Below are 24,604 nucleotides of genomic sequence, written 5' to 3' on the forward strand. Positions count from 1 at the left end.
TCGCGCGCGCCTTCCCCCTTGCAGGGGGCAACACCTGCGGCCCGGCAAAGCCGGTTCCGCGGTGTTCCTGGAAAGTCCGGCTCTCTCTTGAGGCCCTTGTCCCGACAGCGACTGCGTGCCATTGTTCGGCCACGCAAAACGCCTAGAATCTTCGAAAAAGAACACTCGTGCTTTTTCTTCTTTTTCTTCACACACCAAGGAACGCAGCATGACGGCTGAATACAAAGTGCTCGGCGATGTCGCCGTGATCACCCTGACCAACCCGCCGGTCAACGGTCTCGGCTTCTCGACACGCATCGGCATCACCGACGGCCTGTCCAAGGCCAATGCCGACAGCGCCGTCAAGGCCATCGTCATCACCGGCGCCGGCAAGGCGTTCTCGGGCGGTGCGGACATCAAGGAATTCGGCACGCCCAAGGCGCTGCAAGAGCCCAACCTGCTGAGCGTGATCCTCTCGCTCGAAGCCTCGCCCAAGCCCATCGTCGCAGCCATCCACTCCGTGTGCATGGGCGGCGGCCTGGAGCTGGCGCTCGGCTGCCACTACCGCGTGGCCGCACCGGGCACCAGCGTGGCACTGCCTGAAGTCAAGCTCGGCCTGCTGCCGGGCGCCGGTGGCACGCAGCGCCTGCCGCGCGTGATCGGCGTGGAAACCGCCCTGAACATGATCGTCAGCGGCGAGCCCGTGAAGAGCGAGCTGCTCGCCAGCCTGCCGGGCCAGAAGCTGTTCGACAAGCTGGCCGCCTCGGCCGAGTCGGTGTTCGACGAAGCCGTCGAGTTCGCCAAGTCGGTCGCTGCCAAGGGCGGCGAGCTGCCGCTGGTGCGCAACCTGCCGTGCAAGCATCCGCAAGGCGATGCCTACTTCCAGTTCGCCAAGAACATGGTCGGCGGCATGTCGAAGAACTACCCCGCGCCGCTGAAGTGCGTCGACGCCGTGCAGGCCGCGACCAAGATGAAGTTCGACGACGGCATGGCCGAAGAACGGCGTCTGTTCACCGCGCTGATGTTCACGCCCGAATCGCTGGCCCTGCGCCACCTGTTCATGGCCGAGCGCGCCGCGAGCAAGATTCCCGACGTGCCCGAAGACACGCCCAAGCGCGACATCAAGGCCGTGGGCGTCATCGGCGCCGGCACCATGGGTGGCGGCATCTCGATGAACTTCCTGAACGCGGGCATCCCCGTCAAGATCCTCGAGATGAAGCAAGAGGCGCTCGATCGCGGCATTGCCACCATCAAGAAGAACTACGAAGCCCAGGTCAAGAAGGGCAAGCTCAAGCAGGACAAGTACGAGCAGCGCATGGCGCTTCTGAGCACCACGCTGAGCTACGACGACCTGAAGGACGCCGACCTCATCATCGAAGCCGTGTTCGAAGAAATCGGCGTCAAGGAAAAGGTCTTCAAGGAACTCGACCGCGTCGCCAAGAAGGGCGCCATCCTGGCCTCGAACACCTCGACGCTCGACGTCGACAAGATCGCTTCGTTCACCGACCGTCCGCAGGACGTGGTCGGCATGCACTTCTTCAGCCCGGCCAACGTGATGAAGCTGCTCGAAGTGGTGCGCGGCAAGGCCACGTCCAAGGACGTGCTGGCCACCGTGATGGCCATCGGCAAGAAGATCAAGAAGACGTCCGTCGTGTCGGGCGTGTGCGACGGCTTCATCGGCAACCGCATGATCGAGCAGTACAGCCGCCAGGCCGGCTTCCTGCTGGACGAAGGCGCCACGCCGCAGCAGGTCGACAAGGCCATCGAGAAGTTCGGCTTCGCCATGGGCCCGTTCCGCATGGGCGACCTGGCCGGCAACGACATCGGCTGGGCGATCCGCAAGCGCCGCGCCGTCGAGCGCGCCGACATGAAGTACAGCCGCACGGCCGACAAGCTGTGCGAACTGGGCCGCTTCGGCCAGAAGACCGGGGCAGGGTGGTACGACTACCAGGCCGGCAAGCGCGACGCCATCCCGTCGGAACTCGTCAACAAGATGATCGAGGACCACCGCAAGGAACTGGGCATCACGCCGCGCAAGATCTCCGACACGGAAATCGTGCAGCGCCTGGTGTTCGCCCTCGTCAACGAAGGCGCGCACATCCTGGAAGACGGCATTGCCTCCAAGTCGGGCGACATCGACATGGTGTACCTCACCGGCTACGGCTTCCCGATCTACCGCGGTGGCCCGATGCACTACGCCTCGCAGGTCGGCCTGTACAACGTGGCCGAGACGATGAAGCGCTTTGCGCAGAACCCGCGCGACGACGCCGAGTTCTGGCAGCCCGCACCGCTGATCCAGAAGCTGGTGGCCGAAGGCAAGTCCTTCAGCTGAGTCTGAACCGGGATCAAGACCGCCCATGTTGAAACGCATCTTCCTCGGGCTGCTGCTGGTGCTCCTGGCACTCGTGGCGGCCGTGGCGGTCAAGACCTGGACCACGCCATCGCAGCAGCTCGCGGTGGCGCCCGCGCCCAAGCTCGAGATCGACCTGCAGGCCGCTGCGAAGCGGCTGGCCGGCGCGATCCCGATCCGCACGGTGTCGAGCCTGGAGGACGCGGCCGCCAACCTGGCCGAGTTCGACAAGCTGCACGCCTACCTGGCGCAGCAGTACCCGAAGGTTCACGCCACCCTCAAGAAGGAAGTGGTGGGCCAGAAGGCCTTGCTCTACACCTGGACCGGCACCGACGCGCAAGCCAAGCCAATCGCGCTCATGGCGCACCAGGACATGGTGCCCATCGCCCCCGGCACCGAAAAGGCCTGGTCGGTCGACCCCTTCGCGGGCGAGATCAAGGAAGGCTTCGTCTGGGGCCGCGGCACGCTCGACAACAAGGGCAACCTGTTTGCACAGATGGAAGCCATCGAGCTGCTCATCGGCAGCGGCTTCCAGCCCAAGCAGACGGTCTACCTCGTGATGGGCGACGACGAAGAGGTGAGCGGCCTGCGCGGCGCGCAGCCCATCGCCGAACTGCTCAAGTCGCGCGGCGTGAAGCTCGACTGGGTGCTCGACGAAGGCCTGCTCGTGCTCGACGGCGTGCTGCCCGGCCTGAGCAAGCCCGCGGCACTCATCGGCCTGGCGGAGAAGGGCTACGGCACCTTCTTCCTCTCGCTCGATACCGCGCCCGGCCACTCGTCGATGCCGCCACAAAAGAGCGCCATCGGCCGCATGAGTGCCGCGCTCGCGCGGCTCGAAGCGTCGCCGATGCCCGGCGGCATCCAGGGCGTGGCGGGGCAGATGTTCGGCGCGCTTGCGCCCGAGATGGGCGGCGTCAATCGCGTCATGCTGTCGAACCTGTGGCTCACCGAGCCGCTGGTGCGCGGCCAGCTCGAGAAGAGCCCGAGCAGCAACGCCATGCTGCGCACGACCACCGCACTGACCATCGTGCGCGCCGGCAACAAGGACAACGTGCTGCCCGGCCGCGCCGAGGCCGCCGTCAACTTCCGCGTGCTGCCCGGCGACACGCTGGCCAGCGTCGAGGCGCACCTGCGCAAGGCGCTGGGCGACGACGACATCAAGATCAAGCCGTACCCCGGCAACTCGGAGCCCTCGCCGGTGTCGCCCACCGACAGCACCGGCTACCGCGCGATCCAGCAGGCCGTGCGCCAGAGCTTTCCCGACGCCGTGGTGGCGCCCGGCCTCATGACCGCCGCCACCGATTCCCGCCACTTCAGCCTCGTGAGCGATGCCGTCTTCCGCTTCTCGCCGTTCCGGGTGAAGAGCGAGGACCTGGCGCGCTTCCATGGCAACAACGAACGCCTGGCCATCTCGAACTACGGCGAGATGATCGGCTTCTACCACCAGCTCCTGCGCAACACGAACGCTGCTGCGCCGGCGCAATGACGACCCCGTCTTTTCCCTCTTTTCCCTTCCATCTTCAAAGGACCTCACCATGACCAGCGCCGTCATCGTTTCCACCGCCCGCACGCCGCTCGCGAAGAGCTGGAAGGGTGCCTTCAACATGACCCACGGCGCCACGCTGGGCGGCCATGCCGTGCAGCACGCGGTGCAGCGCGCCGGCATCGACCCGGCTTCGGTCGACGACGTCATCATGGGTTGCGCCACGCCGGAAGGCGCCACCGGTTCCAACATCGCGCGCCAGATCGCCCTGCGCGCTGGCCTGCCGGTCACCACCTCGGGCATGACCATCAACCGTTTCTGCTCGTCGGGCCTGCAGACCATCGCCACCGCCGCCCAGCGCATCATCGCGGGCGAGGGCGACGTGTACGTGGCCGGTGGCGTCGAGAGCATCTCGTGCGTGCAGAACGAAGCCAACACGCACATGCTGGCCGACCCCTGGCTCGTGAAGCACAAGCCCGAGATCTACTGGAACATGCTGCAGACCGCCGAGCAGGTCGCCAAGCGCTACAACATCGGCCGCGACGCCATGGACGAGTACGGCGCACAGAGCCAGCAGCGCGCCACCGCCGCGCTCGAAGCCGGCAAGTTCAAGGACGAGATCGCCCCCATCACCGTGCTGGCCGGCGTGGCTGACCCCGTGATGGGCCTGCGCACCAAGGAAGTCACGATCGAGAACGACGAAGGCATCCGTCCCGGCACCACCAAGGAAGGCATCAGCGGCATCCGCTCGGCCATGCCCGGCGGCCTGATCTCGGCCGGCAACGCCAGCCAGTTCTCCGACGGCGGCGGCGCCTGCGTGGTGGTCGACGAGAAGTACGCCCAGCAGAAGGGCCTGAAGCCCCTGGGCCGCTTCCTCGGCTTCGCCGTGGCCGGCTGCGAGCCCGACGAAATGGGCATCGGCCCGGTCTTCGCCATTCCCAAGGTGCTCAAGCGCCTGGGCCTCACGGTCAACGACATCGACCTGTGGGAGCTGAACGAAGCCTTCGCCGTGCAGGTCATCTACTGCCGCGACAAGCTGGGCATTCCGGGCGACCGCCTGAACGTGAACGGCGGCGCCATCGCCGTGGGCCACCCCTACGGCGTGAGCGGCCAGCGCCTCACGGGCCACGCGCTCATCGAAGGCAAGCGCCGCGGCGCCAAGAAGGTCGTGGTCACGATGTGCATCGGCGGCGGCATGGGCGCTGCGGGCGTGTTCGAGGTCCTGTAACCATGTCCGGCTTGGGCAATGACCAGGAGGTCTCGCCCGAAGCCGTCCTGGCCTACGGCCGCAGCGTGCTGGCCGCGCAGCCCTTCAGCGTGCTGATCGGCGCCGAGCTGCATGCGCTCGCGCCGGGCCATGCCGAGCTCCAGCTGCCGCTCACCGCGCAGCTGAAGCAGCAGTACGGTTTCGCCCATGGAGGCATCGTGAGCTACATGGCCGACAACGCGCTGACCTTTGCCGGCGGCAGCGCCTTGCGCGTGCCGGTCGTGACCTCCGAATTCAAGATCAACTACGTGCGGCCCGCCATCGGCCAGCGACTGATTGCGCGCGCCCGGGCCGTGCACACCGGCAGCTCGCAGGCCGTGTGCACCTGCGAGGTGGTGGCGGTGGCCGACGACGGCACCGAGAAGCTCTGCGCGCTGGCGCAGGGCACCATCGCCACGCTGCCCGATTCCCCGAAGAAGACTTCGACACCCGCGAAGTCGTAGCCTGAAGAAGACATCACCATGAGCCTGCGTCCCACCCTCGACTTTCTGCTCTACGACTGGCTCGACGCCGAGAAGCTCAACCAGAGCGAGCGTTTTGCCGACCACTCGCGCGAGACCTTCGACGCCGTGCTCGACACCTGCGAGCGCATTGCGCGCGAAAAGTACGCGCCGTTCAACCGCACCGTCGACACGCAGGAGCCGCATTTCGATGGCGAGAAGGTCATCCTGCCGCAGGCCACGCACGACGCGCACAAGGCCTTCGTCGAGTCCGGCATGCTGAGCGCCGCACAGGACTACGACATTGGCGGCATGCAGCTGCCCTACACGGTGCAGGCGGCGGCCAACAGCTTCTTCGCGATGGCCTCGGTGAGCATCGGCTCGAACATGCTCACCAGCGGCAACGCCAACCTGCTCATGGTGCACGGCACCGAGAAGCAGAAAGAGGTGTTTGCCAAGAATGAATTCTCGGGCCGCTGGGCCGGCACCATGTGCCTGTCGGAACCGCAGGCGGGCTCGTCGCTGAGCGACGTGGCCACGCGTGCCGTTCCCGACGGTGACGACTTCCAGGACGACCCGCTGGGCCCGCGCTACCGCCTCACGGGCAACAAGATGTGGATCTCGGCCGGCGACCACGAGCTGACCGAGAACATCGTGCACATCGTGCTGGCCAAGATCCCCGACGAGAACGGCAAGCTCATTCCGGGCACGCGCGGCATTTCGCTGTTCATCGTGCCCAAGCGCATGGTGGACACGCAGGGCGAACTCACCGGCGAGCGCAACGACGTGGCGCTGGCAGGCCTCAACCACAAGCTCGGCTGGCGCGGCACCACCAACACGCTGCTGAACTTCGGCGAGGGCAAGTACCCGGTCGGCGGCAAGGCCGGCGCGGTGGGCTACCTGGTCGGCGCGCCCGGCAAGGGCCTGCACTGCATGTTCCACATGATGAACGAGGCCCGCATCGGCGTCGGCACCGCCGCCACCATGCTTGGCATGGCCGGCTACTACGCCTCGCTCGAGTACGCCAAGAGCCGCCCGCAGGGCCGGCTGGTGAAGAAGCCCGAGGCCGCCGGCGCCGCCGTGGCCAAGGACTCGGCCGCACCGCAGGTGCGCATCATCGAGCACGCCGACGTGCGCCGCATGCTGCTCGCCCAGAAGGCGTACTGCGAGGGCGCACTGGCGCTGGAGCTGTACTGCGCCCGTCTGGTCGACACGCAGAAGACCGGCGATGCGCAGACGGCCGACGACGCCCGTCTGCTGCTGGAGGTGCTCACGCCCATCGCCAAGAGCTGGCCCAGCGAGTGGTGCCTGGAAGCCAATTCGCTGGCCATTCAGGTGCATGGCGGCTACGGCTACACGCGCGATTTCCCGGTGGAGCAGTACTGGCGCGACAACCGCCTGAACATGATCCACGAGGGCACGCACGGCATCCAGGCGGCCGACCTGCTGGGCCGCAAGGTGCTGATGGAAAAGGGCCGCGGCCTGCAGCTGCTGGCTGGGCGCGTCACCGAGACCATCGGCCGCGCGGCCAAGGTGCCCGCGCTGGCGCCGCACGCCAAGGCGCTGGGTGCCGCGCTGCAGCACATCGGCAGCGCCACGGAGGCCGCTTGGTCCACCGGCGACCCGGCCGACGCGCTGGCCAACGCCGTGCCCTACATGCAGGCCTTCGGCCACACCGTGCTGGCCTGGCTCTGGCTCGACGTGGCGCTGCGGGCCCTGGAAATCGACGCACAGAAGGCGAGGGCGGTAACAGCTGGCAAGATCGGCGCCACGGACTATTTCTTCCACTACGAGCTGCCGAAAATCGGTGCCTGGCTCCAGGTGGTCGAAACCCGTGACCCGACCTGTACCGCTTTGCCCGAGGACGCTTTCTGACAATGGCCAACGCCGCCCCGAACTCACCCCCGCCCGCCGCCCAACCGCCGAAACCACCCAAGCCGCATGCGCGGCTCGAGAAGTGGATCTGGATCCTGATCTACGGCGGCCTGTTCCTCGTGATCCTGGGCATCGCCACGGGCCGCACCGAGCCCACGCTGGGCTGGTCGATGGCCGTGCCCGGCGTCGTGGTCGCCGCGGTGGGCGTCGTGCTCATCTACGTGCGTTCGCGGCTCAAGTAAGAACAAGGCAAGGACCGACCATGCTCAAGCACATCGTGATGTGGAAGTTCAAGGAGCACGCCGAGGGCGCCGACAAGGCGACCAACCTGCTCAAGGCCAAGGCGCTGCTCGATGCCTGCGCGACGCTCTCGCCCGGCACGCACCGTTTCGAGGTGGTCATTGCCCAGCCCGGGCTCGAGGCCACCTACGACCTGATCCTCAATTCGGAATTCACCGACGCCGCCGCGCTGGCGGCCTACGCCGACCACCCCCAGCACGTGGCGCTCAAGCCTTTCATCGGCGCCGTGCGCGAAGCCCGCCAGTGCATGGACTATGAGCTCTGAACCCCACGCGCCCGACGCCACGGCCTCACCGGCCGAGCGGAGGGCGTTCGGCCGTGCGCAGCGCCAGCGCTGTGCGCTCGGCCAGTGGGCGCAGGTGCCCCGGCCCGACGCCACCGACCGCGATCCGCTCGGCTGGCTGAAGGCGTCCAACCGCGGCCGCGTGCCCGAGCTGGTGCCGGTGCGCCATGGCCGCATGCTGGCCAGCCCCTTCACGTTCTACCGCGGCGCCGCCAGCCTGATGGCGAACGACCTCGCCAGGCTGCCGCACAGTGGCATCGCGACGCAGCTGTGCGGCGATGCGCACCTCGCGAACTTCGGCTTCTTTGCCAGCCCCGAGCGCGCGCTGGTCTTCGACATCAACGATTTCGACGAAACCCTGCAAGGGCCCTTCGACTGGGACGTGCGCCGGCTGGCCACCTCGTTCGTGGTGGCCGCGCGCGACCGGGGTTTCAAGCCGCGCATCGGGCGCGAGGCCGTGCAGCAGCTGGCCGAGGCCTACCGCGATCGCATGCGGGCCTTCGCGCGCATGGACACGCTGGAGGCCTGGTACGCGCGGCTCACCTCGCAAACCCTGCTGAAGCTCGGCGCCGAAGACGCGACCGAGCTCGCGGTCATCAAGAAGGCGCGCCGCAGCACCTCGCGCGTGTTCGCCGACAGCGCAACCGAGACGGTCGACGGCCGCCTCATGATCCGCGACCAGCCGCCGTTCGTGTACCACGACGCCCGTGCGACGGCGCGGGAGATCAAGCGCTTCCGCGCCGGGCTGCCGGCCTTCCTGGCGCAGTACCGCGCCAGCCTGCCGCCCGAGCGCCAGCGGCTGTTCGACCGCTACGAGCTGCACGACGTCGCGGTGCTCACGCCCGGCGTCGGCTCGGTCGGCCGGCGCTGCTTCCTGCTGCTGTTCGTGGCCGACCGCGCGCATCCGCTGTTCCTGCAGTGCAAGGAGGCCGGCGAGTCGGTGCTCGAAGCCCCGCTGGGCGCGGCACCGGACACAGCGTCGCCGGGCCAGCGCGTGGTGCAGGGCCAGCGGCTGGCCCAGGCCGCCAGCGACGTCTTCCTGGGCTGGGCCCAGGGACCGGGCGGGCGCGGCTTCTACGTGCGGCAGCTGCGCGACATGAAGGCCTCCTACAAGCTCGAGGACTTCAAGCCGGTCGACCTGCTCGAGTTCGCCGAGGCCTGCGGCTACAGCCTGGCCCGCGCGCATGCCAAGGGCGGCGACGCCTGGGCCATCGACGGCTACCTGGGGCGCTCCAGGAGCTTCAACGCGGCGCTCGCCGATTTCGCCGAAGGCTATGCCGACGTGAACCAGGCCGACTGGCGCCGGCTGAAAAAAGCCGTGGCCGCCGGCAAGGCCGCCGCCGTCGAGGCGGACGACACCGCGTCCTGACGGCCCGAAGCCACCGCCTCCAGCGCCAACGCAACCCTCTTCTTTCATCATCCACACCGGAGACACCGACATGACGAAGCCCCGCACCACCCAACAGCTGTTCGACCTCACGGGTCAGACGGCGCTCATCACCGGCGGCTCGCGCGGCCTGGGCCTGCAGATGGCCCATGCCCTGGGAGAAGCCGGCGCGAAGATCATGCTGAGCTCGCGCAAGGCCGACGACCTGGAACAGGCCGCCGCCGAGCTGCAGGCCGCCGGCATCGACGCGCGCTGGATCGCCGCCGACTGCTCCAAGGAAGAAGACACCCGCCGCCTGGCCGACGAAACCCTGCAGCGCATGGGCGGCGTCGACATCCTCATCAACAACGCCGGCGCCAGTTGGGGTTCGCCGGCAGAGAGCCATCCGGTCGAGGCCTGGGACAAGGTGATGAACCTCAACGTGCGCGGCTACTTCATCCTGGCGCAGCAGGTTGCCAAGGGCTACATGATCCCGAAGAAGCGCGGGCGCATCATCAACATCGCCTCGATCGCGGGCCTGAACGGCAACCCGCCCGGCATGCAGACGCTGGCCTACAACACCTCGAAGACCGCGGTGATCGGCTTCACCAAGACGCTGGCCGCCGAATGGGGCAAGTACAACATCAACGTGAACGCGATCTGCCCGGGCTTCTTCATGACGAAGATGGCGGCCGGCCTGATCAAGACCCTGGGCGAAGAGCACATGGCCGCCTCGGCGCCGCTGGGCCGCCTGGGCGACGACGAAGACCTGAAGGGCCTGACGCTGCTGTACGCGAGCGATGCCGGCAAGCACATCACCGGCCAGTGGGTCGCGGTCGATGGCGGCGTGAGCGTGGTGCTGGGTGCGGCCTGACATGTCCGATTCGCCTGAAAAGTCCAGCGACATCAACATCCGCTCGTACACGAGCCAGATTCCGTTCGCGCGCCACCTCGGCTTCGAGCTCACGAAGTTCGAGGACGGCCAGTCCGAGATCATCTACACCGCCAAGCCCGAGCACCTGAACACCTTCGACGTGACGCACGGCGGCGCCTGCATGACGCTGCTCGACATCGCCATGGCGGCCGCTGCGCGCAGCGTGGCGCCCGAGACCGGCGTGGTCACCATCGAGATGAAGACCAGCTTCATGCAACCGTCGGTCGGCCCGCTGCACGCGCGCGGCACGCTGCTGCACCGCACCGCGACGCTGGCTTTCACCGAAGCCAAGATCTACGACGAACAGGAGCGCGTGTGCGCCCATGCCACCGGCACCTTCAAGTACGTGAAGCGCCGGCTGCCGACCGGCCCCGCGAGCGCCAACGCGATGCGCCCGCCATCCACCGACTGACATCCCATTCCCCCGGAGACTTTCATGCCCACCAACAAGCAGATCCACCTCGACAACCGCCCCGAGGGCGAAGCCACGGCCAGCAACTTCAAGCTGGTGACTGTCGAGACGCCCGCGCTCGCCGACAACCAGGTGCTGGTGCGCCACCACTACATGAGCCTCGACCCGTACATGCGCGGGCGCATGAACGACGCGAAGAGCTACGCGCAGCCGCAACCCGTGGGCCAGGTGTTCCAGGGCGGCACGGTCGGCGAAGTGGTCGAGAGCAAGCACCCCAAGTACGCCGTGGGCGACAAGGTCGTCGGCTTCGGCGGCTGGCAGGAATACAGCGTGGTCGATGCCTCGCAGCCCGGCGCGCTGAAGAAGGTCGACACCACGCACGTGCCGCTGTCGCACTACCTCGGCGCCGTGGGCATGCCCGGCGTGACGGCCTGGTACGGCCTCGTGAAGATCATCGCGCCCAAGGCCGGTGAAACCGTGGTCATCACCGCCGCCAGCGGCGCCGTGGGCAGTGCCTTCGGTGCGCTGGCCAAGGCGCGCGGCTGCCGCGTGGTCGGCATCGCGGGCGGCCCCGACAAGTGCAAGTACGTGACCGACGAGCTCGGCTTCGACGCCTGCATCGACTACCGCCAGCACCCCGACGTGAAGACCATGAGCGCCGCGCTCAAGGAAGCCTGCCCGAACGGCATCGACGGCTACTTCGAGAACGTCGGCGGCTACATCTTCGACGCCGTGCTGCTGCGCACCAACGCGTTCGCGCGCGTGGCGCTGTGCGGAATGATCGCGGGCTACGACGGCCAGCCGCTGCCGCTCGCGAACCCGGCGCTGATCCTCATCAACCGCCTGAAGATCGAGGGCTTCATCGTCAGCGAGCACATGGAAGTGTGGCCCGAGGCGCTGACCGAACTCGGCACGCTGGTGGGCACGGGCAAGCTCAAGCCGCGCGAGTCGGTGGCGCAGGGCATCGAATCCGCCCCTGAAGCCTTCCTGGGTTTGCTCAAGGGCAAGAATTTCGGCAAGCAACTGGTCAAGCTGATCTGATGCACTGAAACGCACGGCAAGGAGGCCGGTCATGGACACGACGCACGAGGTCTTCAACCAGCCCACGCCGCTGGTCGACTACAACCTCTTCGACACCCACCGCTCCCTGCGCGATGCGCTGAAGTTCAACGCGCCCACGCTGCAGACCACGCAGCTGCACGAACTGGGCGCCACCCTCGGTTCGGCCGCCATGCAGACGCATGCGCGGCTGGCCAACATCCACACGCCCGAACTCCACACGCACGACCGCTTCGGCCGTCGCATCGACGAGGTGGAGTTCCATCCGAGCTACCACGCGTTGATGACTGCCGCCGTGGGCGCGGGCCTGCACGGCACGCCGTGGACCGGCACATCCGCCTCGCCGCACGTGCTGCGCGCGGCGGGCTTCATGCTCTTCACCGAGCTGGAGCCGTCCGTCCTGTGCCCGATCTCGATGACCTACGCCGTCACGCCCGCCTTGCGCGGCAACGCGGGCGTACATGCCGACTGGGGCCCGAAGCTCGCCAGCCTCTGGTACGACCCCGCGCTCAAGCCGCTGCACGACAAGCCCGGCGTGACCATGGGCATGGGCATGACCGAGAAGCAGGGCGGCTCCGACGTGCGGGCCAACACCACGCAGGCCGTGCGCGACGGCAGCGACGCCTGGGGCGAGCGCTACGCGATCACCGGCCACAAGTGGTTCTTCTCGGCGCCCATGTGCGATGCCTTCCTCATCCTCGCGCAGGCGCCCGCCGGGCTGTCGTGCTTCTTCCTGCCGCGCGTGTTGCCCGATGGTTCACGCAACGCCATCCACATCCAGCGCCTGAAGGACAAGCTCGGCAACAAGGCCAACGCCAGCTCCGAGGTCGAATTTCACGGTGCCAGCGCCTGGCTGGTGGGCGAGGAGGGCCGCGGCATTCCGCAGATCCTCGAGATGGGCACGATGACGCGGCTCGACTGCTCGCTCGGCACCAGCGGCCTCATGCGCCAGGCGCTGGGCATCGCGCTGAATCACACGGCGCAGCGCCAGGCCTTCGGCAAGCCGCTGGTCGAACAGCCGCTCATGAAGAACGTGCTGGCCGACCTCGCGCTCGAAAGCGAAGCCGCCACCGCCCTGGCGATCCGCCTCGCGCGGGCCTTCGACCGCCAGGCCGACGCGCACGAGAACCTGATGGCGCGCCTGCTCACGCCGGTCGCCAAGTTCTGGATCTGCAAGCGCGGCAGCCACTTCGCGCAGGAGGCCATGGAATGCCTGGGCGGCAACGGCTACGTGGAGGAGGGCGGCGAGGGCATCCTCGCGCGCATCTACCGCGAGATGCCGCTCAACTCCATCTGGGAGGGCGCCGGCAACATCATGGCGCTCGACCTGCTGCGCGGCCTGCGCAAGGGCGACGCCGTGGCCGCGCTGGCGCACGAGCTGGCCCCCGCGCGCGGCCAGCAGGCCGCCCTCGACCGCCTGGCCGACGCCTTGCCCGCACGCATCGAGGCCATGGCCTCCGAGACCGAGGCGCGCCGCCTCGCGCAGGACGTGGCGTTGGCCGTGCAGGCCGCCTTGCTGGTGCAGACCGCGCCCGCCGCCGTGGCCGATGCCTTCTGCGCCTCGCGCCTGGGCGGCGACTGGGGCCAGGCCTTCGGCACGCTGGGCGCGGGCACCGATTTCGATTCGATCATCCAGCGCGCGCAGCCGCGCTGAACCCCGACAAGAACACCTCCACGAAAGACACCATGGCCGACCTCATCCTCCACCACTACATCACCTCGCCGTTCTCGGAGAAGGTGCGCCTGATCCTCGGCGCCAAGAAGCTGCCGTGGAAGTCGGTCTTCATTCCGCCGATCATGCCCAAGCCCGATGTGGAAGTGCTCACCGGCGGCTACCGCAAGACGCCGTTCCTGCAGATCGGCGCCGACATGTACTGCGACAGCGCGCTCATCGCTGACGTGCTGGAGCACCTGCAGCCCGAGCCCACGCTCTACCCCGAGCCCGAGAAGGGCATGTCGCGCATCCTCGCGCAATGGGCCGACACCTCGCTGTTCTGGGCCGCCATGGCCTGGAACCTGCAGCCCAGGGGCGCAGCCGAAGTGTTCGCCAAGGCGCCGCCTGAAGCCATCAAGGCCTTCGGCGAAGACCGCGGCAAGATGAGCGCCGGCAACATGACGCGCCTGCGCCCGGCCGACGCCACCAGTGCCTACAAGTCGTACCTGCGCCGCCTGTCTGACATGCTCGACGACAAGCCCTTCCTGCTCGGCGAAGTGCCCAGCATTGCCGACTTCTCGGCCTACCACCCGCTCTGGTACACGCGCCGCATCGAGGCGGTGAAGGGCATCCTCGATCTGACGCCCGCGGTGCTCGACTGGATGGACCGCATGGCGGCCATCGGCCACGGCACCTCGTCGAAGTTCTCCAGCGACGAGGCCATCGTTGTCGCCAAGGCCGCCACGCCGCACACGCTGCTGACCGACAGCACCTTCCAGGACGACCACGGCATTGCACTGGGCAGTGCCGTCACCATCCGCGCCGAGAGCTTCGGCCTCGAGGAGACGGCGGGCACGCTGGTGGCCGCCACGCGCACCCACTACACGCTGGAGCGCAGCAGCGAGCGCACGGGCACGGTGCATGTGCACTTTCCGCGCATCGGCTATGTGTTGAAGAAAGCCGAGGCCTGATGAGCGAAAGATCCGCGTGCGACGGGCACCTTCGTGACTGCGCCGGCGCGCGTTCCGTATTTCAATAGCGGCTTCCGCTTCATCGTCAGACACATTCAAAGCAAGAAGGACACCGGCAAATGATCCAGGACTTCAAGGGCAAGACCGCCGTACTCACCGGCGCAGGCTCGGGCTTCGGCCTCGAATGCGCGCGCATCGGCGCCGCCCGCGGCATGAACCTCGTGCTGGTCGACGTGCAGCAGGACGCACTCGACAAGGCCAAGGCAGAAATGGAAGCCCTGGGCGTCCAGGTGCTGGCGCGCAAGGTCGACGTGTCCGACGCGGCCCAGATGGAAGCGCTGGCCGCCGCCGTCAAGGAGCGCTTCGGTGCACCGCACTTCGTGTTCAACAACGCTGGCGTGGGCGCCGGCGGCCTGGTGTGGGAAAACACCGTGGCCGACTGGGAATGGGTGTTGGGCGTCGACCTGTGGGGCGTGATCCACGGCGTGCGCCTGTTCACGCCGATGATGCTCGAGGCCGCCGCCAAGGACCCGAGCTACCGCGGCCACATCACCAACACCGCCAGCATGGCCGGCCTGCTCACGCCGCCCAACATGGGCATCTACAACGCGGCCAAGGCCGCCGTCGTGAGCCTGACCGAAACCATGTACCAGGACCTGAACCTGGTCACCGACCAGATCGGCGCCAGCCTGCTGTGCCCGTACTTCGTGCCCACCGGCATCACGAGTAGCGAGCGCAACCGCCCGAACGCACCGAAGGACACCGAGCTCACCAAGAGCCAGCTCATCGGCCAGGCGATGAGCAACAAGGCGGTGAGCAGCGGCAAGATCACGGCCGCCGAGGTGGCGCACAAGGTGTTCGAAGCCATCAGCGACAACCAGTTCTACGTGTTCAGCCACCCCAAGGCGCTGGGCAACGTGAAGAGCCGCATGGAGAACATCGTGTCGATCACCAACCCGGCCGACCCATTCCTCGAACGCCCCGAGATCGGGCAAAAGCTGCGCGAGCAGCTGCGTTCCGCCTGATCCCTTCCTGAGGCGGCCCCTCGCGGGCCGCCTTCAGCCGGCCTGCACCTTCGCCTGCAGGTCGCGCACCAATTGCTCGATGCCCGACAGCGCCTCGGCCATCGAACGCTCCAGCAGGTCGCCCCGGTCTTCCGCATGCTCGACCGCGATGTCGTGCACCTCGCGCAGCCCGACCAGGCCCAGCGCAGCCTTCACGCCCGGCACCAGAAAGTTCAGATGCGCCTGCATGCCGCCGGGCCCGAAGCCGCTGCTGCCGTGCGCGGTGAGCAGCACCGTGCGGCGCGGGCGCTCGGCCAGCAGCGGCACGTAGGGGTCGTCCAGGCCCGGGTCCATGTCGAAGGTCTCGCCGACGCGCACGATGTTGTCGATCCACGCCTTCACGGTGGCCGGGGCGCTGTAGTTGTACATGGGCGTGCCCATGACGATCACGTCGGCGCGGCGCAGCTCGGCAATGAAGGTGTCGCTCTCGGCAAGCACCTCGTGCATCCAGGGTTCGCGCGCTTCGGCGGGCGTGTAGGCGCTGTGGATCCAGTCGCCGGTGACCGCCTGCGGCGGCGCGATGCCGAAGTCACGGTAGATCACCTCGTCCTGCGGGCGGGCCGCCTGCCAGGTGCTGACGAAGTGGTGGCTCAGGCGGCGCGAATGCGAGCCGTGGACGACGGCGCCCGAACGGCCGGAACGGGGGCTGGCATCGATGTGGAGCAGGGTGGTGGTGGTCATGGCGTGGTCCTCGGTTGGATGAAGGGAATTCAGCTGTCTGCTTGACACGGTTCCCAATCTATCGAAGCATCCGTGGCCGGACAAACGACGAATTTTTCTTGCTGCAGAAAATTCAATTCATCTATCAGCACGCCATGCCCCTCCTGCATTCCCTGCCTCCGCTGGCCTCGCTGCGCGCCTTCGAGGCCGCCGCACGCCATTGCAGCGCCAAGCTCGCGGCGAACGAGCTGTCGGTCACGCCCACCGCCATCAGCCACCAGGTGCGCCAGCTCGAGGAGTCGCTGGGCGTGGCGCTGTTCGTGCGCCAGCCGCGCCAGCTCGTGCTGACGCCGCAGGGCCGCGAGCTGCAGGCGGTGCTGAGCGATTCGTTCGCTGCCATGGCCCAGGCCGTGGCGCGCCTGCGTGCGCCGCCCGAGCGCAGCGCCATCACGCTGTCGACCACGCCCGCCGTGGCCGCGCGCTGGCTGTTGCCGCGCGTGGGGGCGCTGCGCGCGGCGCATCCCCGGCTCGACCTGCGCATCCACGCCTCGCACGACGCCGTGCCGCTGGACGGCCTCACGGCCGACGTCGCCATCCGCTACGGCAAGGGCCAGTGGCCGGGCCTGGTGGCTGAGAAGCTGTTCGACACCGTCTTCGCGCCGGCCTGCAGCCCCGCACTCAAGCTGCGCCGCCCGGCCGACCTCGTGAAGCACACGCTGCTGCATTTCGCGGTGCCGAACAGCAAGACCCAACCCGGCACCTGGGCCGCATGGCAGCACGCGGCGCAGGTGCCCGGCCTGGACGTGTCGGCCGGCCCCGTGTTCTCCGACGAGACCCACACCGTCTCAGCCGCGCTGCAGGGGCAGGGCGTGGCGCTGATGGGCCTGGCGCTCATCGCCGACGAACTGCGCGCGGGCAACCTCGTGCAGCCCTTCGGACCGGTGCTGCAGGGCTCGCCGTTCTACCTCGTGTGCCCGCAGGCGCGGCGCGACGATCCGAACGTGGCGGCGGTGTTCGAGTGGGTGAAGGGGCTGTCGCCGCTGGACGCCGGCGGGGTCTGAATCACGGCAGCGACACAATCGCGTTCATCGCCGTTTCGTTCCCCCTTCTCATGCGAACTTCCTCGACTTCTTCCCTCCTGCAGATCCAGAACCTGCACTTCGCCTACCCCGACCAGCCCGCGCTGGCCGACCGCTGGTCCGCCAGCATCGGCGAGGGCGTCACGCTGTTGTACGGCGACACCGGCAGCGGCAAGTCGACCTTGCTGCGCGTGCTCGCGGGGCAGCAGCCCGCATCGGCCGGGCAACTGCGTGCGGCCGGCGTGGCGCTCGACGCCGAACCCGCCGCCTACCGGCGCCAGGTCTTCTTCTGCGAACCGGCGTCGGAAGCCTTCGACCCACTCAGCGTGCAGGCCTGCACGGCCTTGCTGGGCGAGGGCGATGCGGGGTTCGACAAGGCCGAATGGCAGCGCTTGGTCGAGGCCTTCTCTCTGGTGCCGCACCTGGAAAAGCAGATGTTCATGCTGTCGACCGGCTCGCGCCGCAAGGTCGGGCTGGCCGCCGCGCTCGCGTCGGGGCGGCCCGTGGTGCTGCTGGACGACCCGGTCGGTGCGCTCGATGCGCGTTCGATCCACGGCCTGTGGCGGGCCATCGAACGGCGCATGGCGCAGCCGGGGCGGGCGGTGGTTGTGGCGAGCAGCGAGCGCGTCACGGAGGTGCCGCTGGCCGCCTGCATCGAGCTGCCGCTGGGTTGACCAGCGGCGCGGTGTCGCCATCACGTGGTTGTCGTGCGGCTTCCCGCCGAGCATGAACTGCGTGAGCCCCATCGCGACCAAGCCTTGCTTTTCGTAGAACGCGACGGCGCGCGGGTTCTTCGCGTACACCGCGAGCCACAGGCCGTCGCTGCCCGTGCGTGCGTGGGCGGCGTCGCGGGCTTCGCGCAGCAGCATCGACCCGACACCGCTGCGCTGGAAGGGTGACTGCACATAGAGCGTGCGCAGCTCGGTGTCGCAGCCCGACACCAGCGGCTGCGCGGCGCCGAACTGCAGCAGCGCATAGCCCACGAGCTGGTCGCCGACCTGCGCCACGCGCAGCGCAACCTGGGGCGATTCCGACCACGCGGCGAACGCTGCCGGCGTGAAGGTCGAGAGCACGTAGCGCCCGAGCACGTCGTTCACGCCGTCGGTGGCGTAGGTGTCGAGCCAGACCTGGATCGCGAGCGCGGCAAGCGTGTGCGCGTCGGCTGCGGTGGCGGGACGAAGGGTGACGGGTGGACGGTTCATGGTGCGGCGCATTCTGAGGCAACCGCGTCACGCCGTCTGCAAGGCCGACCGGAACCGGCTCGGCGGCGCGCCGGCCGACTTGCGCATCAGCCGCCGCAGCGCCGTGGCGTCTTCGTAGCCGACCTGTGCCGCGACCTGCTCGATGGTCATGCGGCTGCTCTCGATGAGCAGGCGCGCGCGGTTCAGCCGCACGCTCTGCACCAGCGCCAGCGCCCCCAGGCCGGTGGCGGCGCGCACGCGCCGGGCCAACGTGCGCTGCGACATCGCGAACTCTTCGGCCAACGCGGCCACGCTGGGCGGCGTGGGCAGTGCGGCCTCGATGCGCCGCGTGAGGCGCGCGACCAGCTCGTTGCCGTTGGACAGCATCGAGGGCACGACGAAGGGGGCCTGCGCCTGGCGGCCGTCGATCAGCAGCACCTTGCTCACCGCCTCGGCCAGCGCGGGGCCGAAGCGCGTGCGCAGCAGGTGCAGCATGAGGTCCGACTGCGCAAAGGCCGCGCCCGCGGTGCTCACCGGCCCGTCGGCGCAGACCATGCGGTCGGCATCGACGTGGCAGGCCGGTTCGAGGCGGCGCAGCTCGGGCGCCAGCCACCACGAGGTGGTGACGCGGCGCTGCGCCAGCAGGCCGGCTGCCTGCAGCAGGAACACGGCCGAGCACGAGGCCGCGACCGCGCCGCCGCGTGCGGCATGGCGTCGCACCGCATCGATGGCGGCGCGGGCGTGGTCGTCGGTCAGGCGCAGTGCGAGGTCGGCCGGCTTGTCGACGCCGAGGCCGGGCACGATCCAGGTCGAGCCGTCGGTGCGCGCGCGGCGGGGCATGGCGAGGGTGTCGATCTGCAGGCCATTGCTCAGCGGCACGCTGCCGCCATCGGGCGACACCACGCGCCAGGTGGGGCGGGGCATCTGGTGGCGCGGTGCGAGCGTGGCGGCGGCCGCCAGCACGTCGAGCGTGACGGCGGTGCTGGTGGCGAAGCTGCCCGGAAGGACGAGAACGGTGAAATCGTGCATGGCAGAAAACGCCCGATAGGCGTCTGAATGGACACTGGCAGTCTAGTGCGTGCTCGGGTGCAATGGGCATCGTCGCAACACCGAAAGTGCCTTCGTGTCCCACATCCTTGCCCTTGCTCCTCACGGCGCTCACCTACACGCCCGGGAGGCCTTGCCATGACCGACCCGCTCGACGACTTCGCCCGCCGCGAGATCGCGCTCGACGGCGCCACCAAGGCGGTCTACGTGGCCGGCACCGGCCCGGCCGTGATCGTGATGACCGAGATGCCCGGCATCAGCCCGCACGTGGCGCGTTTCGCCCGCTGGGTGCGCTACGCCGGCTTCACGGTCTACATGCCGTCGATGTTCGGGCGCGACGGCGCGGTGCCGGGTGCGGAGGAGGGCAAGGCCGTGTTCCAGCGCGCCTGCGTGAGCGCCGAGTTCCGTGCCTTCGCGGGCAATGCCTCGAGCCCGGTGACGCAGTGGCTGCGCGCGCTGGCGCGGCTGGCGCATGCGGAGTGCGGCGGGCCGGGCGTGGGCGCCATCGGCATGTGCTTCACCGGCAACTTCGCGCTCACCATGATGCTGGAGCCCGCCGTGCTGGCGCCCGTGCTGTCGCAGCCGTCGCTGCCGCTGGACAACCCCGGCGGCATCGAGATCTCGCAGGAAGAGATCGCCCAGGTGCGCCAGCGCCTGGAGCGCGAGGACCTGACCGTGATGGCCTACCGCTTCGAGGGCGACCGCTTCTGCCGGGCCCAGCGTTTCGCGGCGTATGCAGAGGCACTGGGCGACCGCTTCGTGGCCCGCGTGCTGCCCGACAGCGCGGCCAACACGCGCGACCTGCCGTCGTTTTTCTCGCAGGTGGTGGCCAGCCCGCACAGCGTGGTGACGGCGCACCTGATCGACGAGGCCGGCCAGCCGACCATTGCGGCGCGCGACGAGATCCTTTCGTTCTTCGCGCGCCGCCTCGGGGTTGCGGATCAGGCCCGTGCGGAAGAAGCGGCGCCGTCGGCCGGCAGCTGACCGGTCTTCTGTGTCCGGCGGTCGAGCGCGCGGCTCCACAGCGCGATCGCCAGGCCCACGAGCGTGAGCAGTGCGGCCACCCAGCCCAGCGCACGCAGCCCCGGGCCGTGGTCGATGGTCACGCCACCGACCCAGGCACCCAGCGCGTTGCCGAGGTTGAAGGCCGCGATGTTCAGGCTCGAGGCGAGGTTCTGGCCCGCGCCCGAGGCCTTTTCCAACACGCGCAGCTGCATCGGCGCCACGGTGGCGAACGAGGCCACGCCGAGCAGGCCGACGAACACCACGGCGGTGAATGGCGTGCCGATGGTGAACTGCATCGCGCCGAGCACCACGGCCAGCGCCACCAGCGTACCGAGCACGGCGGCCATCGGTGCGCGGTCGGCCAGCTTGCCGCCCAGGATGTTGCCGACGGCCAGGCCGCCGCCGAACACCAGCAGGACCGGCGACACGGCCGATTCCGAAAGCCCGGTGATCTGCGTCAGCAGTGGCTGGATGTAGGTGTAGACCACGAACACGCCGGCAAAACCGAGCACCGTCATCGCCAGGCCCAGCAGCACCTGCGGGCGGGCGAGCACGGCGATCTCTTCGCGCAGCGGGGCCGGCTTGGCCTCGCCCTTCATGCGGGGCACGAAGGCCGCGAGCACCACGAAGGCCAGCACGCCGATCAGGGTCACCGCCCAGAAGGTCGAGCGCCAACCCAGCTGCAGGCCCAGCCAAGCGCCGGCCGGCACGCCCAGCAGCGTGGCGGCGGTGAGGCCGGTGAACATGATCGCGATGGCCGAGGCGCGGCGCTCGGGCGCCACGAGGCCGGTGGCCACCACCGAGCCGACGCCGAAGAAGGTGCCGTGCGCCAGCGAGGTGATGACGCGCGCGGCCATCAGCATCTCGTAGTTGGGCGCGAGCGCACAGGCGAGGTTGCCGAGCGTGAAGATCGCCATCAGCGCGAGCAGCACGGTCTTGCGCGGCAGCTTGCGGGTCGCAATGGTGAGCACGGGCGCGCCGACCGCGACGCCGAGCGCGTAGCCCGAGATCAGCAGGCCGGCGGCCGTGATGGAGACGTGAAGGTCCGTCGACACCTGCATGAGCAGGCCCATGATGACGAATTCGGTGGTGCCTATTCCGAAGGCACCGGCGGTGAGGGCAAGGAGAGCGATGGGCATGATGCCTGTACTGTGCGGACGATCGGCCCCGATGACTAGAATGCCGCCAGTACATGCACTTGTGAATTCAAGTCACAGCAAAGGAAGGCCATGCCGCGCATCGACGTCAACCGCTCCGGTGAAATGGAGGCCTTCGTGCAGGTGGTGGAGGCGGGCGGTTTCTCGGCGGCGGCGCGGCTGCTGGACATGACGCCCTCGGCCGTCAGTAAGCTGGTGGCGCGGCTCGAGCTGCGCCTGGGCATCCAGCTGGTGCACCGCTCCACGCGCAAGCTGCAGCTCACGCCCGAGGGGCTGCATTTCTACGAGCGCAGCACGCGCGTGCTGGCCGACATGGACGAGGCCGAGCGTTGCGCCGCGGCCGGTGCGGCGCCGCGCGGGCGGGTGAGCATCAACGCCAGCGTGTCCTTCGGTCACCACAAGCTGGTGCCGCTGGTGCCGCGCCTGCTCGAGATGCATCCGCAGATCACGCTCGACATTGCGCTGACCGACCGCATCGTCGATCTGATGGACGAGCGCGCCGACATCGCGATCCGTTGGGGCCAGTTGCCGTCGTCCGACCTGGTGGCGCGGCGCCTGGGCGAAACGAGCCAGGCCATCGTGGCCGCGCCGGACTACCTGGCGAAATACGGCACGCCGCGCACGCCGCAGGAGCTGGAGGCGCACAACCGGCTGGGCTGGAGTTACCGGCGCAACACGCCCGACTGGCCGTTGCGTGTCGATGGGCGCATGGTGATGTTGCCAGTGGCGGGGCCGGTGCGCGCGGGCGACGGCGAGACGCTGCGGCAGCTGGCGATCGCGGGGGCGGGTGTGGCGCGCTTGTCGCTGTATCACATCCAGCACGACATCGAGGCCGGCCGGCTGGTGCCGCTGCTCGAGGAGTTCAACCCGGGCGAGATCGAGCCGATCCACGCGGTGTACATCGGCAAGGCCGGCACGCTGCCCGCGCGGGTGCGGGCGGTGCTCGACTTCCTGGTGGCGTGCTCGGGCGTGGGCGGCGGGCGTTACACGCTCAAGCGCACGGCGCCGATGCCGGGGAATTCGGCCGTCACCTGATCGCCGCGGCGGCAGGGCAGCACGCCGACCCACGAGCCGGTGGTGACGACCGTGCCGGCGGGCACGGTCTGGCCGTGGCGCGTGAGGTGGCGCAGCCAGATCGGCAGCAGCCAGGCCGGGTCGGCCAGCGGATGCGTACCTTCGCGCACCACTGTTTCGGCGTCGCCGATCTTCGTTTCGCAGCGCTGCGAGGCCCAGTCGACGGCGGCGTACGGTTGCCAGTCGCCGAGCACGAGTGCGCCGTGTACCTGCGAATCGGCCAGGCGCAGCAGGGCGGGTGTGGCGGCCAGGTCTTGCCAACGCGCATCGACGATTTCGACGGAGACGGCCATGGCGTCGATGAGGGCTGCCGAGTTGTCGTGGTCGAGCGCGGCGGCTTGGGCGGGGGTGACGTCCTGGCCGAGTCTCAATGCAATTTCTGCCTCGATGCCGGGGGTGTGGAATGTGAGGTCGCTGAAGTTGGCGGGGCTTTGGCGCACGCCGAGCGGGGGCAGCGGGGCGTGCGTGAGCGTGGCGCTGCGGGAGCCGCCGCCGGACTTCCAAGTCTTCGGAACACCGTTGAACCAGCCGAGGGCTGCGGCTACGGCGTCTTGCACTTCATACGCTTGTGGTGCGTCTGGCAGGGCGTCGGTCCACGGGGTGGCGTCGAGCGTGCGGTTGGCTTGGCGTGCGGCGATGAGGGCTTCGGTGAGGGCTTTTTGGTCGGGCGTCATTTTTGGATCTTCTCAGTTTCTTTGGGGTTCGTTTGTTCAGGGCGCGTGCCCAGGCCACCGGGTACTTCCCTCCGCGAATGTCCCCCGGCCTGCGGCCTCCTCCTTGATTTCGCTGCGGGAAGCACCCAGTGTCCTGGGCACATGGACGCGCTGCTGGTGCGCGGCCGATCAACAACTGCTCTGAACTCGCTCACGCCGATGGGGTGCCTTGCGCAGCGAAATCAAGGAGGAGGGGCGCAGCCCCGGGGGACATTCGCGGAGCAAGGTGCCCCGTCGGCGTGAGCGTCGCCCTGAACAAAAGCCTCAAGTCTCGACCTGCACCTTGCCGTCTTTGACGACTTTCGCCCACTTGGCGATCTCGGTGCTAATGAACTGCTTGAACTTGTCCTGCGAACCGCCGCCGTCTTCCGCGCCGTAGGTGTCGAGCCGCTCCTGCACATCGGGCATCGCGAGCACGGTGTTGACGTCGCGGTTCACTTTCTGCGCGATGGCCGGGGGCAGCTTGCCGGGGCCGGCCAGGCCGTACCAGGTGGTGGCCTCGAAGCCCGCGAAGCCTTGCTCCTGCATCGTCGGCACGTTCGGATGGCCCTTGGCGCGCTTGGTGCGCGTCTGCGCCACGGCGAGCACGCGGCCGTTCTTCACGTGCGGGGTGGCGGCGGTCATGGTCTCGAAGCTGTACTGGATCTGCCCGCCCATCAGGTCGGCCAGCAGCGGGCCGCTGCCCTTATAGGGCACGTGCAGCGCATCGACGCCGCCCTGCAGCTTGAACATCTCCAGCGCCAGGTGCTGGGCCGAGCCCGCGCCGGCGGAGCCGAAGCTCACGGTGCCGGGCGCGGCCTTGCAGGCGGCGACGATGTCTTTCACGCTGAGGGCCTTCTGGCCCGGGTTGGCGATGAGCAGGTTGGGCGTGACGCCCACGAGCACGATCGGCACGAAGTCGCGCTCCACGTGGTAGCGCAGCTTGGGCTGCAGGCTGGGCGCGAGCGCGTGGCTGTTGATGTGGGCCATGAGCAGGGTGGTGCCGTCGCTGGGCTGCTGCGCCACGTAGTCGGCCGCGAGCACGCCGGCGACGCCGGCCTTGTTCTCGACGATGACCTGCTGGCCCCACATCGTCGTGAGTTTCTGCGCGACCACGCGCGCGAGCGCGTCGGTGCCGCCGCCGGGTGGAAAGCCCACCACGATGCGCACGGGGCCCGTGGGCCACTCCTGCGCGAACAGCCGGGGCACGCCCAGCGTGGCGGCCGCGCCGGCGGCGGCCTGGATCAGGGAACGTCTTTGCATCTTCTTTGT

Annotated in this window: 23 protein-coding genes and 1 pseudogene; 18 read left to right on the forward strand and 6 right to left on the reverse strand. The window is 68.7% G+C overall.

Annotated elements, in window-relative coordinates:
- The first annotated feature begins 208 nt into the window (after nt 1-208).
- From VBO01S_RS04935 to VBO01S_RS05000, 14 genes are all read left to right on the forward strand, one after another.
- Complete coding sequence (locus VBO01S_RS04935) at nt 209-2,311, forward strand: 3-hydroxyacyl-CoA dehydrogenase NAD-binding domain-containing protein (protein ID WP_062471322.1); 2,103 nt, start codon at nt 209-211, stop codon at nt 2,309-2,311.
- Between the two features lie 25 nt (nt 2,312-2,336).
- Complete coding sequence (locus VBO01S_RS04940) at nt 2,337-3,815, forward strand: M20 family peptidase (protein WP_062471325.1); 1,479 nt, start codon at nt 2,337-2,339, stop codon at nt 3,813-3,815.
- Nucleotides 3,816-3,864: 49 nt separating this feature from the next.
- The gene (locus VBO01S_RS04945) at nt 3,865-5,040 is read left to right on the forward strand and encodes an acetyl-CoA C-acyltransferase (protein ID WP_062471327.1); all 1,176 of its coding nucleotides are present in this window, start codon (nt 3,865-3,867) and stop codon (nt 5,038-5,040) included.
- 2 nt (nt 5,041-5,042) lie between these two features.
- Nucleotides 5,043-5,522: a PaaI family thioesterase gene (locus tag VBO01S_RS04950; RefSeq protein WP_062471329.1), complete on the forward strand. Its 480-nt coding sequence runs from the start codon at nt 5,043-5,045 to the stop codon at nt 5,520-5,522.
- Nucleotides 5,523-5,540: 18 nt separating this feature from the next.
- Nucleotides 5,541-7,394: an acyl-CoA dehydrogenase gene (locus VBO01S_RS04955; RefSeq protein WP_062471338.1), complete on the forward strand. Its 1,854-nt coding sequence runs from the start codon at nt 5,541-5,543 to the stop codon at nt 7,392-7,394.
- Between the two features lie 2 nt (nt 7,395-7,396).
- The gene (locus VBO01S_RS04960; RefSeq protein WP_062471340.1) at nt 7,397-7,636 is read left to right on the forward strand and encodes a hypothetical protein; all 240 of its coding nucleotides are present in this window, start codon (nt 7,397-7,399) and stop codon (nt 7,634-7,636) included.
- A gap of 20 nt (nt 7,637-7,656) precedes the next feature.
- A complete protein-coding gene (locus tag VBO01S_RS04965) occupies nt 7,657-7,959 on the forward strand; it encodes a Dabb family protein (RefSeq protein ID WP_062471343.1) in 303 nt (100 codons plus the stop codon).
- Complete coding sequence (locus VBO01S_RS04970; RefSeq protein WP_062471345.1) at nt 7,949-9,346, forward strand: DUF2252 domain-containing protein; 1,398 nt, start codon at nt 7,949-7,951, stop codon at nt 9,344-9,346. Before VBO01S_RS04965 ends, VBO01S_RS04970 begins: the two co-directional genes overlap by 11 nt.
- Before the next feature lie 70 nt (nt 9,347-9,416).
- Nucleotides 9,417-10,217 (forward strand): SDR family oxidoreductase, encoded by an 801-nt coding sequence (locus VBO01S_RS04975; protein WP_062471348.1) that lies wholly within the window; start codon nt 9,417-9,419, stop codon nt 10,215-10,217.
- A gap of 1 nt (nt 10,218) precedes the next feature.
- Nucleotides 10,219-10,689, forward strand: a complete 471-nt coding sequence (locus VBO01S_RS04980) for a PaaI family thioesterase (protein WP_082817985.1) — start codon at nt 10,219-10,221, stop codon at nt 10,687-10,689.
- 24 nt (nt 10,690-10,713) lie between these two features.
- Nucleotides 10,714-11,730, forward strand: coding sequence for an NADP-dependent oxidoreductase (locus VBO01S_RS04985; RefSeq protein WP_062471352.1), 1,017 nt, complete (start codon nt 10,714-10,716; stop codon nt 11,728-11,730).
- Nucleotides 11,731-11,761: 31 nt separating this feature from the next.
- Nucleotides 11,762-13,402, forward strand: coding sequence for an isovaleryl-CoA dehydrogenase (locus VBO01S_RS04990; RefSeq protein WP_062471354.1), 1,641 nt, complete (start codon nt 11,762-11,764; stop codon nt 13,400-13,402).
- Between the two features lie 32 nt (nt 13,403-13,434).
- A complete protein-coding gene (locus VBO01S_RS04995; protein WP_062471357.1) occupies nt 13,435-14,373 on the forward strand; it encodes a glutathione S-transferase family protein in 939 nt (312 codons plus the stop codon).
- A gap of 119 nt (nt 14,374-14,492) precedes the next feature.
- Nucleotides 14,493-15,398 (forward strand): SDR family oxidoreductase, encoded by a 906-nt coding sequence (locus tag VBO01S_RS05000; RefSeq protein WP_062471360.1) that lies wholly within the window; start codon nt 14,493-14,495, stop codon nt 15,396-15,398.
- Nucleotides 15,399-15,431: 33 nt separating this feature from the next.
- On the opposite strand, the gene VBO01S_RS05005 is transcribed toward VBO01S_RS05000, so the two are convergent.
- A complete protein-coding gene (locus tag VBO01S_RS05005) occupies nt 15,432-16,118 on the reverse strand; it encodes an FMN-dependent NADH-azoreductase (protein WP_062471363.1) in 687 nt (228 codons plus the stop codon).
- Between the two features lie 134 nt (nt 16,119-16,252).
- On the opposite strand from VBO01S_RS05005, the gene gcvA reads away from it, so the two are divergent.
- Both gcvA and VBO01S_RS33140 read left to right on the forward strand, forming a co-directional pair.
- A complete protein-coding gene (gene gcvA, locus VBO01S_RS05010; protein WP_062471424.1) occupies nt 16,253-17,158 on the forward strand; it encodes a transcriptional regulator GcvA in 906 nt (301 codons plus the stop codon).
- Nucleotides 17,159-17,208: 50 nt separating this feature from the next.
- Nucleotides 17,209-17,850 carry an ABC transporter ATP-binding protein gene (locus tag VBO01S_RS33140; protein ID WP_062471366.1) on the forward strand — a complete coding sequence of 214 codons (642 nt, stop codon included), beginning with the start codon at nt 17,209-17,211 and terminating at the stop codon, nt 17,848-17,850.
- A gap of 69 nt (nt 17,851-17,919) precedes the next feature.
- Here the strand turns inward: VBO01S_RS33140 and VBO01S_RS33145 are convergent.
- Nucleotides 17,920-18,390: pseudogene (locus VBO01S_RS33145) on the reverse strand (GNAT family N-acetyltransferase); the annotation flags it as partial.
- Between the two features lie 15 nt (nt 18,391-18,405).
- Complete coding sequence (locus tag VBO01S_RS05020; protein WP_062471369.1) at nt 18,406-19,386, reverse strand: GlxA family transcriptional regulator; 981 nt, start codon at nt 19,384-19,386, stop codon at nt 18,406-18,408.
- Between the two features lie 156 nt (nt 19,387-19,542).
- On the opposite strand from VBO01S_RS05020, the gene VBO01S_RS05025 reads away from it, so the two are divergent.
- Nucleotides 19,543-20,388: a dienelactone hydrolase family protein gene (locus tag VBO01S_RS05025; RefSeq protein ID WP_062471372.1), complete on the forward strand. Its 846-nt coding sequence runs from the start codon at nt 19,543-19,545 to the stop codon at nt 20,386-20,388.
- On the opposite strand, the gene VBO01S_RS05030 is transcribed toward VBO01S_RS05025, so the two are convergent.
- The gene (locus VBO01S_RS05030) at nt 20,346-21,548 is read right to left on the reverse strand and encodes an MFS transporter (RefSeq protein ID WP_062471375.1); all 1,203 of its coding nucleotides are present in this window, start codon (nt 21,546-21,548) and stop codon (nt 20,346-20,348) included. The two genes, VBO01S_RS05025 and VBO01S_RS05030, sit on opposite strands and share 43 nt — an antisense overlap.
- Nucleotides 21,549-21,638: 90 nt before the next feature.
- Here VBO01S_RS05030 and VBO01S_RS05035 point away from each other — a divergent pair, with 90 nt between their 5' ends.
- Nucleotides 21,639-22,601, forward strand: coding sequence for a LysR family transcriptional regulator (locus VBO01S_RS05035; protein ID WP_062471378.1), 963 nt, complete (start codon nt 21,639-21,641; stop codon nt 22,599-22,601).
- Here VBO01S_RS05035 and VBO01S_RS05040 read toward each other — a convergent pair.
- On the reverse strand, nt 22,550-23,314 hold the full coding sequence (locus VBO01S_RS05040; RefSeq protein ID WP_062471390.1) for a fumarylacetoacetate hydrolase family protein: 765 nt from the start codon (nt 23,312-23,314) through the stop codon (nt 22,550-22,552). The genes VBO01S_RS05035 and VBO01S_RS05040 overlap by 52 nt on opposite strands.
- Before the next feature lie 303 nt (nt 23,315-23,617).
- Nucleotides 23,618-24,595, reverse strand: coding sequence for a tripartite tricarboxylate transporter substrate binding protein (locus tag VBO01S_RS05045; protein WP_062471393.1), 978 nt, complete (start codon nt 24,593-24,595; stop codon nt 23,618-23,620).
- Nucleotides 24,596-24,604 lie beyond the last annotated feature (9 nt).

The organism is Variovorax boronicumulans NBRC 103145 (assembly GCF_001591345.1).
Taxonomy (GTDB): domain Bacteria; phylum Pseudomonadota; class Gammaproteobacteria; order Burkholderiales; family Burkholderiaceae_C; genus Variovorax; species Variovorax boronicumulans.

Bases quoted from the DNA above. Each gene is read 5' to 3' on its own strand.
- VBO01S_RS05020 (WP_062471369.1), bottom strand. From the start codon at position 19,386: ATGCACGATTTCACCGTTCTCGTCCTTCCGGGCAGCTTCGCCACCAGC.
- gcvA (WP_062471424.1), top strand. From the start codon at position 16,253: ATGCCCCTCCTGCATTCCCTGCCTCCGCTGGCCTCGCTGCGCGCCTTC.
- VBO01S_RS05000 (WP_062471360.1), top strand. From the start codon at position 14,493: ATGATCCAGGACTTCAAGGGCAAGACCGCCGTACTCACCGGCGCAGGC.
- VBO01S_RS05045 (WP_062471393.1), bottom strand. From the start codon at position 24,595: ATGCAAAGACGTTCCCTGATCCAGGCCGCCGCCGGCGCGGCCGCCACG.
- VBO01S_RS04975 (WP_062471348.1), top strand. From the start codon at position 9,417: ATGACGAAGCCCCGCACCACCCAACAGCTGTTCGACCTCACGGGTCAG.
- VBO01S_RS05030 (WP_062471375.1), bottom strand. From the start codon at position 21,548: ATGCCCATCGCTCTCCTTGCCCTCACCGCCGGTGCCTTCGGAATAGGC.
- VBO01S_RS04965 (WP_062471343.1), top strand. From the start codon at position 7,657: ATGCTCAAGCACATCGTGATGTGGAAGTTCAAGGAGCACGCCGAGGGC.
- VBO01S_RS05025 (WP_062471372.1), top strand. From the start codon at position 19,543: ATGACCGACCCGCTCGACGACTTCGCCCGCCGCGAGATCGCGCTCGAC.
- VBO01S_RS05005 (WP_062471363.1), bottom strand. From the start codon at position 16,118: ATGACCACCACCACCCTGCTCCACATCGATGCCAGCCCCCGTTCCGGC.
- VBO01S_RS04950 (WP_062471329.1), top strand. From the start codon at position 5,043: ATGTCCGGCTTGGGCAATGACCAGGAGGTCTCGCCCGAAGCCGTCCTG.
- VBO01S_RS05040 (WP_062471390.1), bottom strand. From the start codon at position 23,314: ATGACGCCCGACCAAAAAGCCCTCACCGAAGCCCTCATCGCCGCACGC.
- VBO01S_RS05035 (WP_062471378.1), top strand. From the start codon at position 21,639: ATGCCGCGCATCGACGTCAACCGCTCCGGTGAAATGGAGGCCTTCGTG.
- VBO01S_RS04955 (WP_062471338.1), top strand. From the start codon at position 5,541: ATGAGCCTGCGTCCCACCCTCGACTTTCTGCTCTACGACTGGCTCGAC.
- VBO01S_RS04945 (WP_062471327.1), top strand. From the start codon at position 3,865: ATGACCAGCGCCGTCATCGTTTCCACCGCCCGCACGCCGCTCGCGAAG.
- VBO01S_RS04970 (WP_062471345.1), top strand. From the start codon at position 7,949: ATGAGCTCTGAACCCCACGCGCCCGACGCCACGGCCTCACCGGCCGAG.
- VBO01S_RS04980 (WP_082817985.1), top strand. From the start codon at position 10,219: ATGTCCGATTCGCCTGAAAAGTCCAGCGACATCAACATCCGCTCGTAC.
- VBO01S_RS04995 (WP_062471357.1), top strand. From the start codon at position 13,435: ATGGCCGACCTCATCCTCCACCACTACATCACCTCGCCGTTCTCGGAG.
- VBO01S_RS33140 (WP_062471366.1), top strand. From the start codon at position 17,209: ATGCGAACTTCCTCGACTTCTTCCCTCCTGCAGATCCAGAACCTGCAC.
- VBO01S_RS04990 (WP_062471354.1), top strand. From the start codon at position 11,762: ATGGACACGACGCACGAGGTCTTCAACCAGCCCACGCCGCTGGTCGAC.
- VBO01S_RS04940 (WP_062471325.1), top strand. From the start codon at position 2,337: ATGTTGAAACGCATCTTCCTCGGGCTGCTGCTGGTGCTCCTGGCACTC.
- VBO01S_RS04960 (WP_062471340.1), top strand. From the start codon at position 7,397: ATGGCCAACGCCGCCCCGAACTCACCCCCGCCCGCCGCCCAACCGCCG.
- VBO01S_RS04935 (WP_062471322.1), top strand. From the start codon at position 209: ATGACGGCTGAATACAAAGTGCTCGGCGATGTCGCCGTGATCACCCTG.
- VBO01S_RS04985 (WP_062471352.1), top strand. From the start codon at position 10,714: ATGCCCACCAACAAGCAGATCCACCTCGACAACCGCCCCGAGGGCGAA.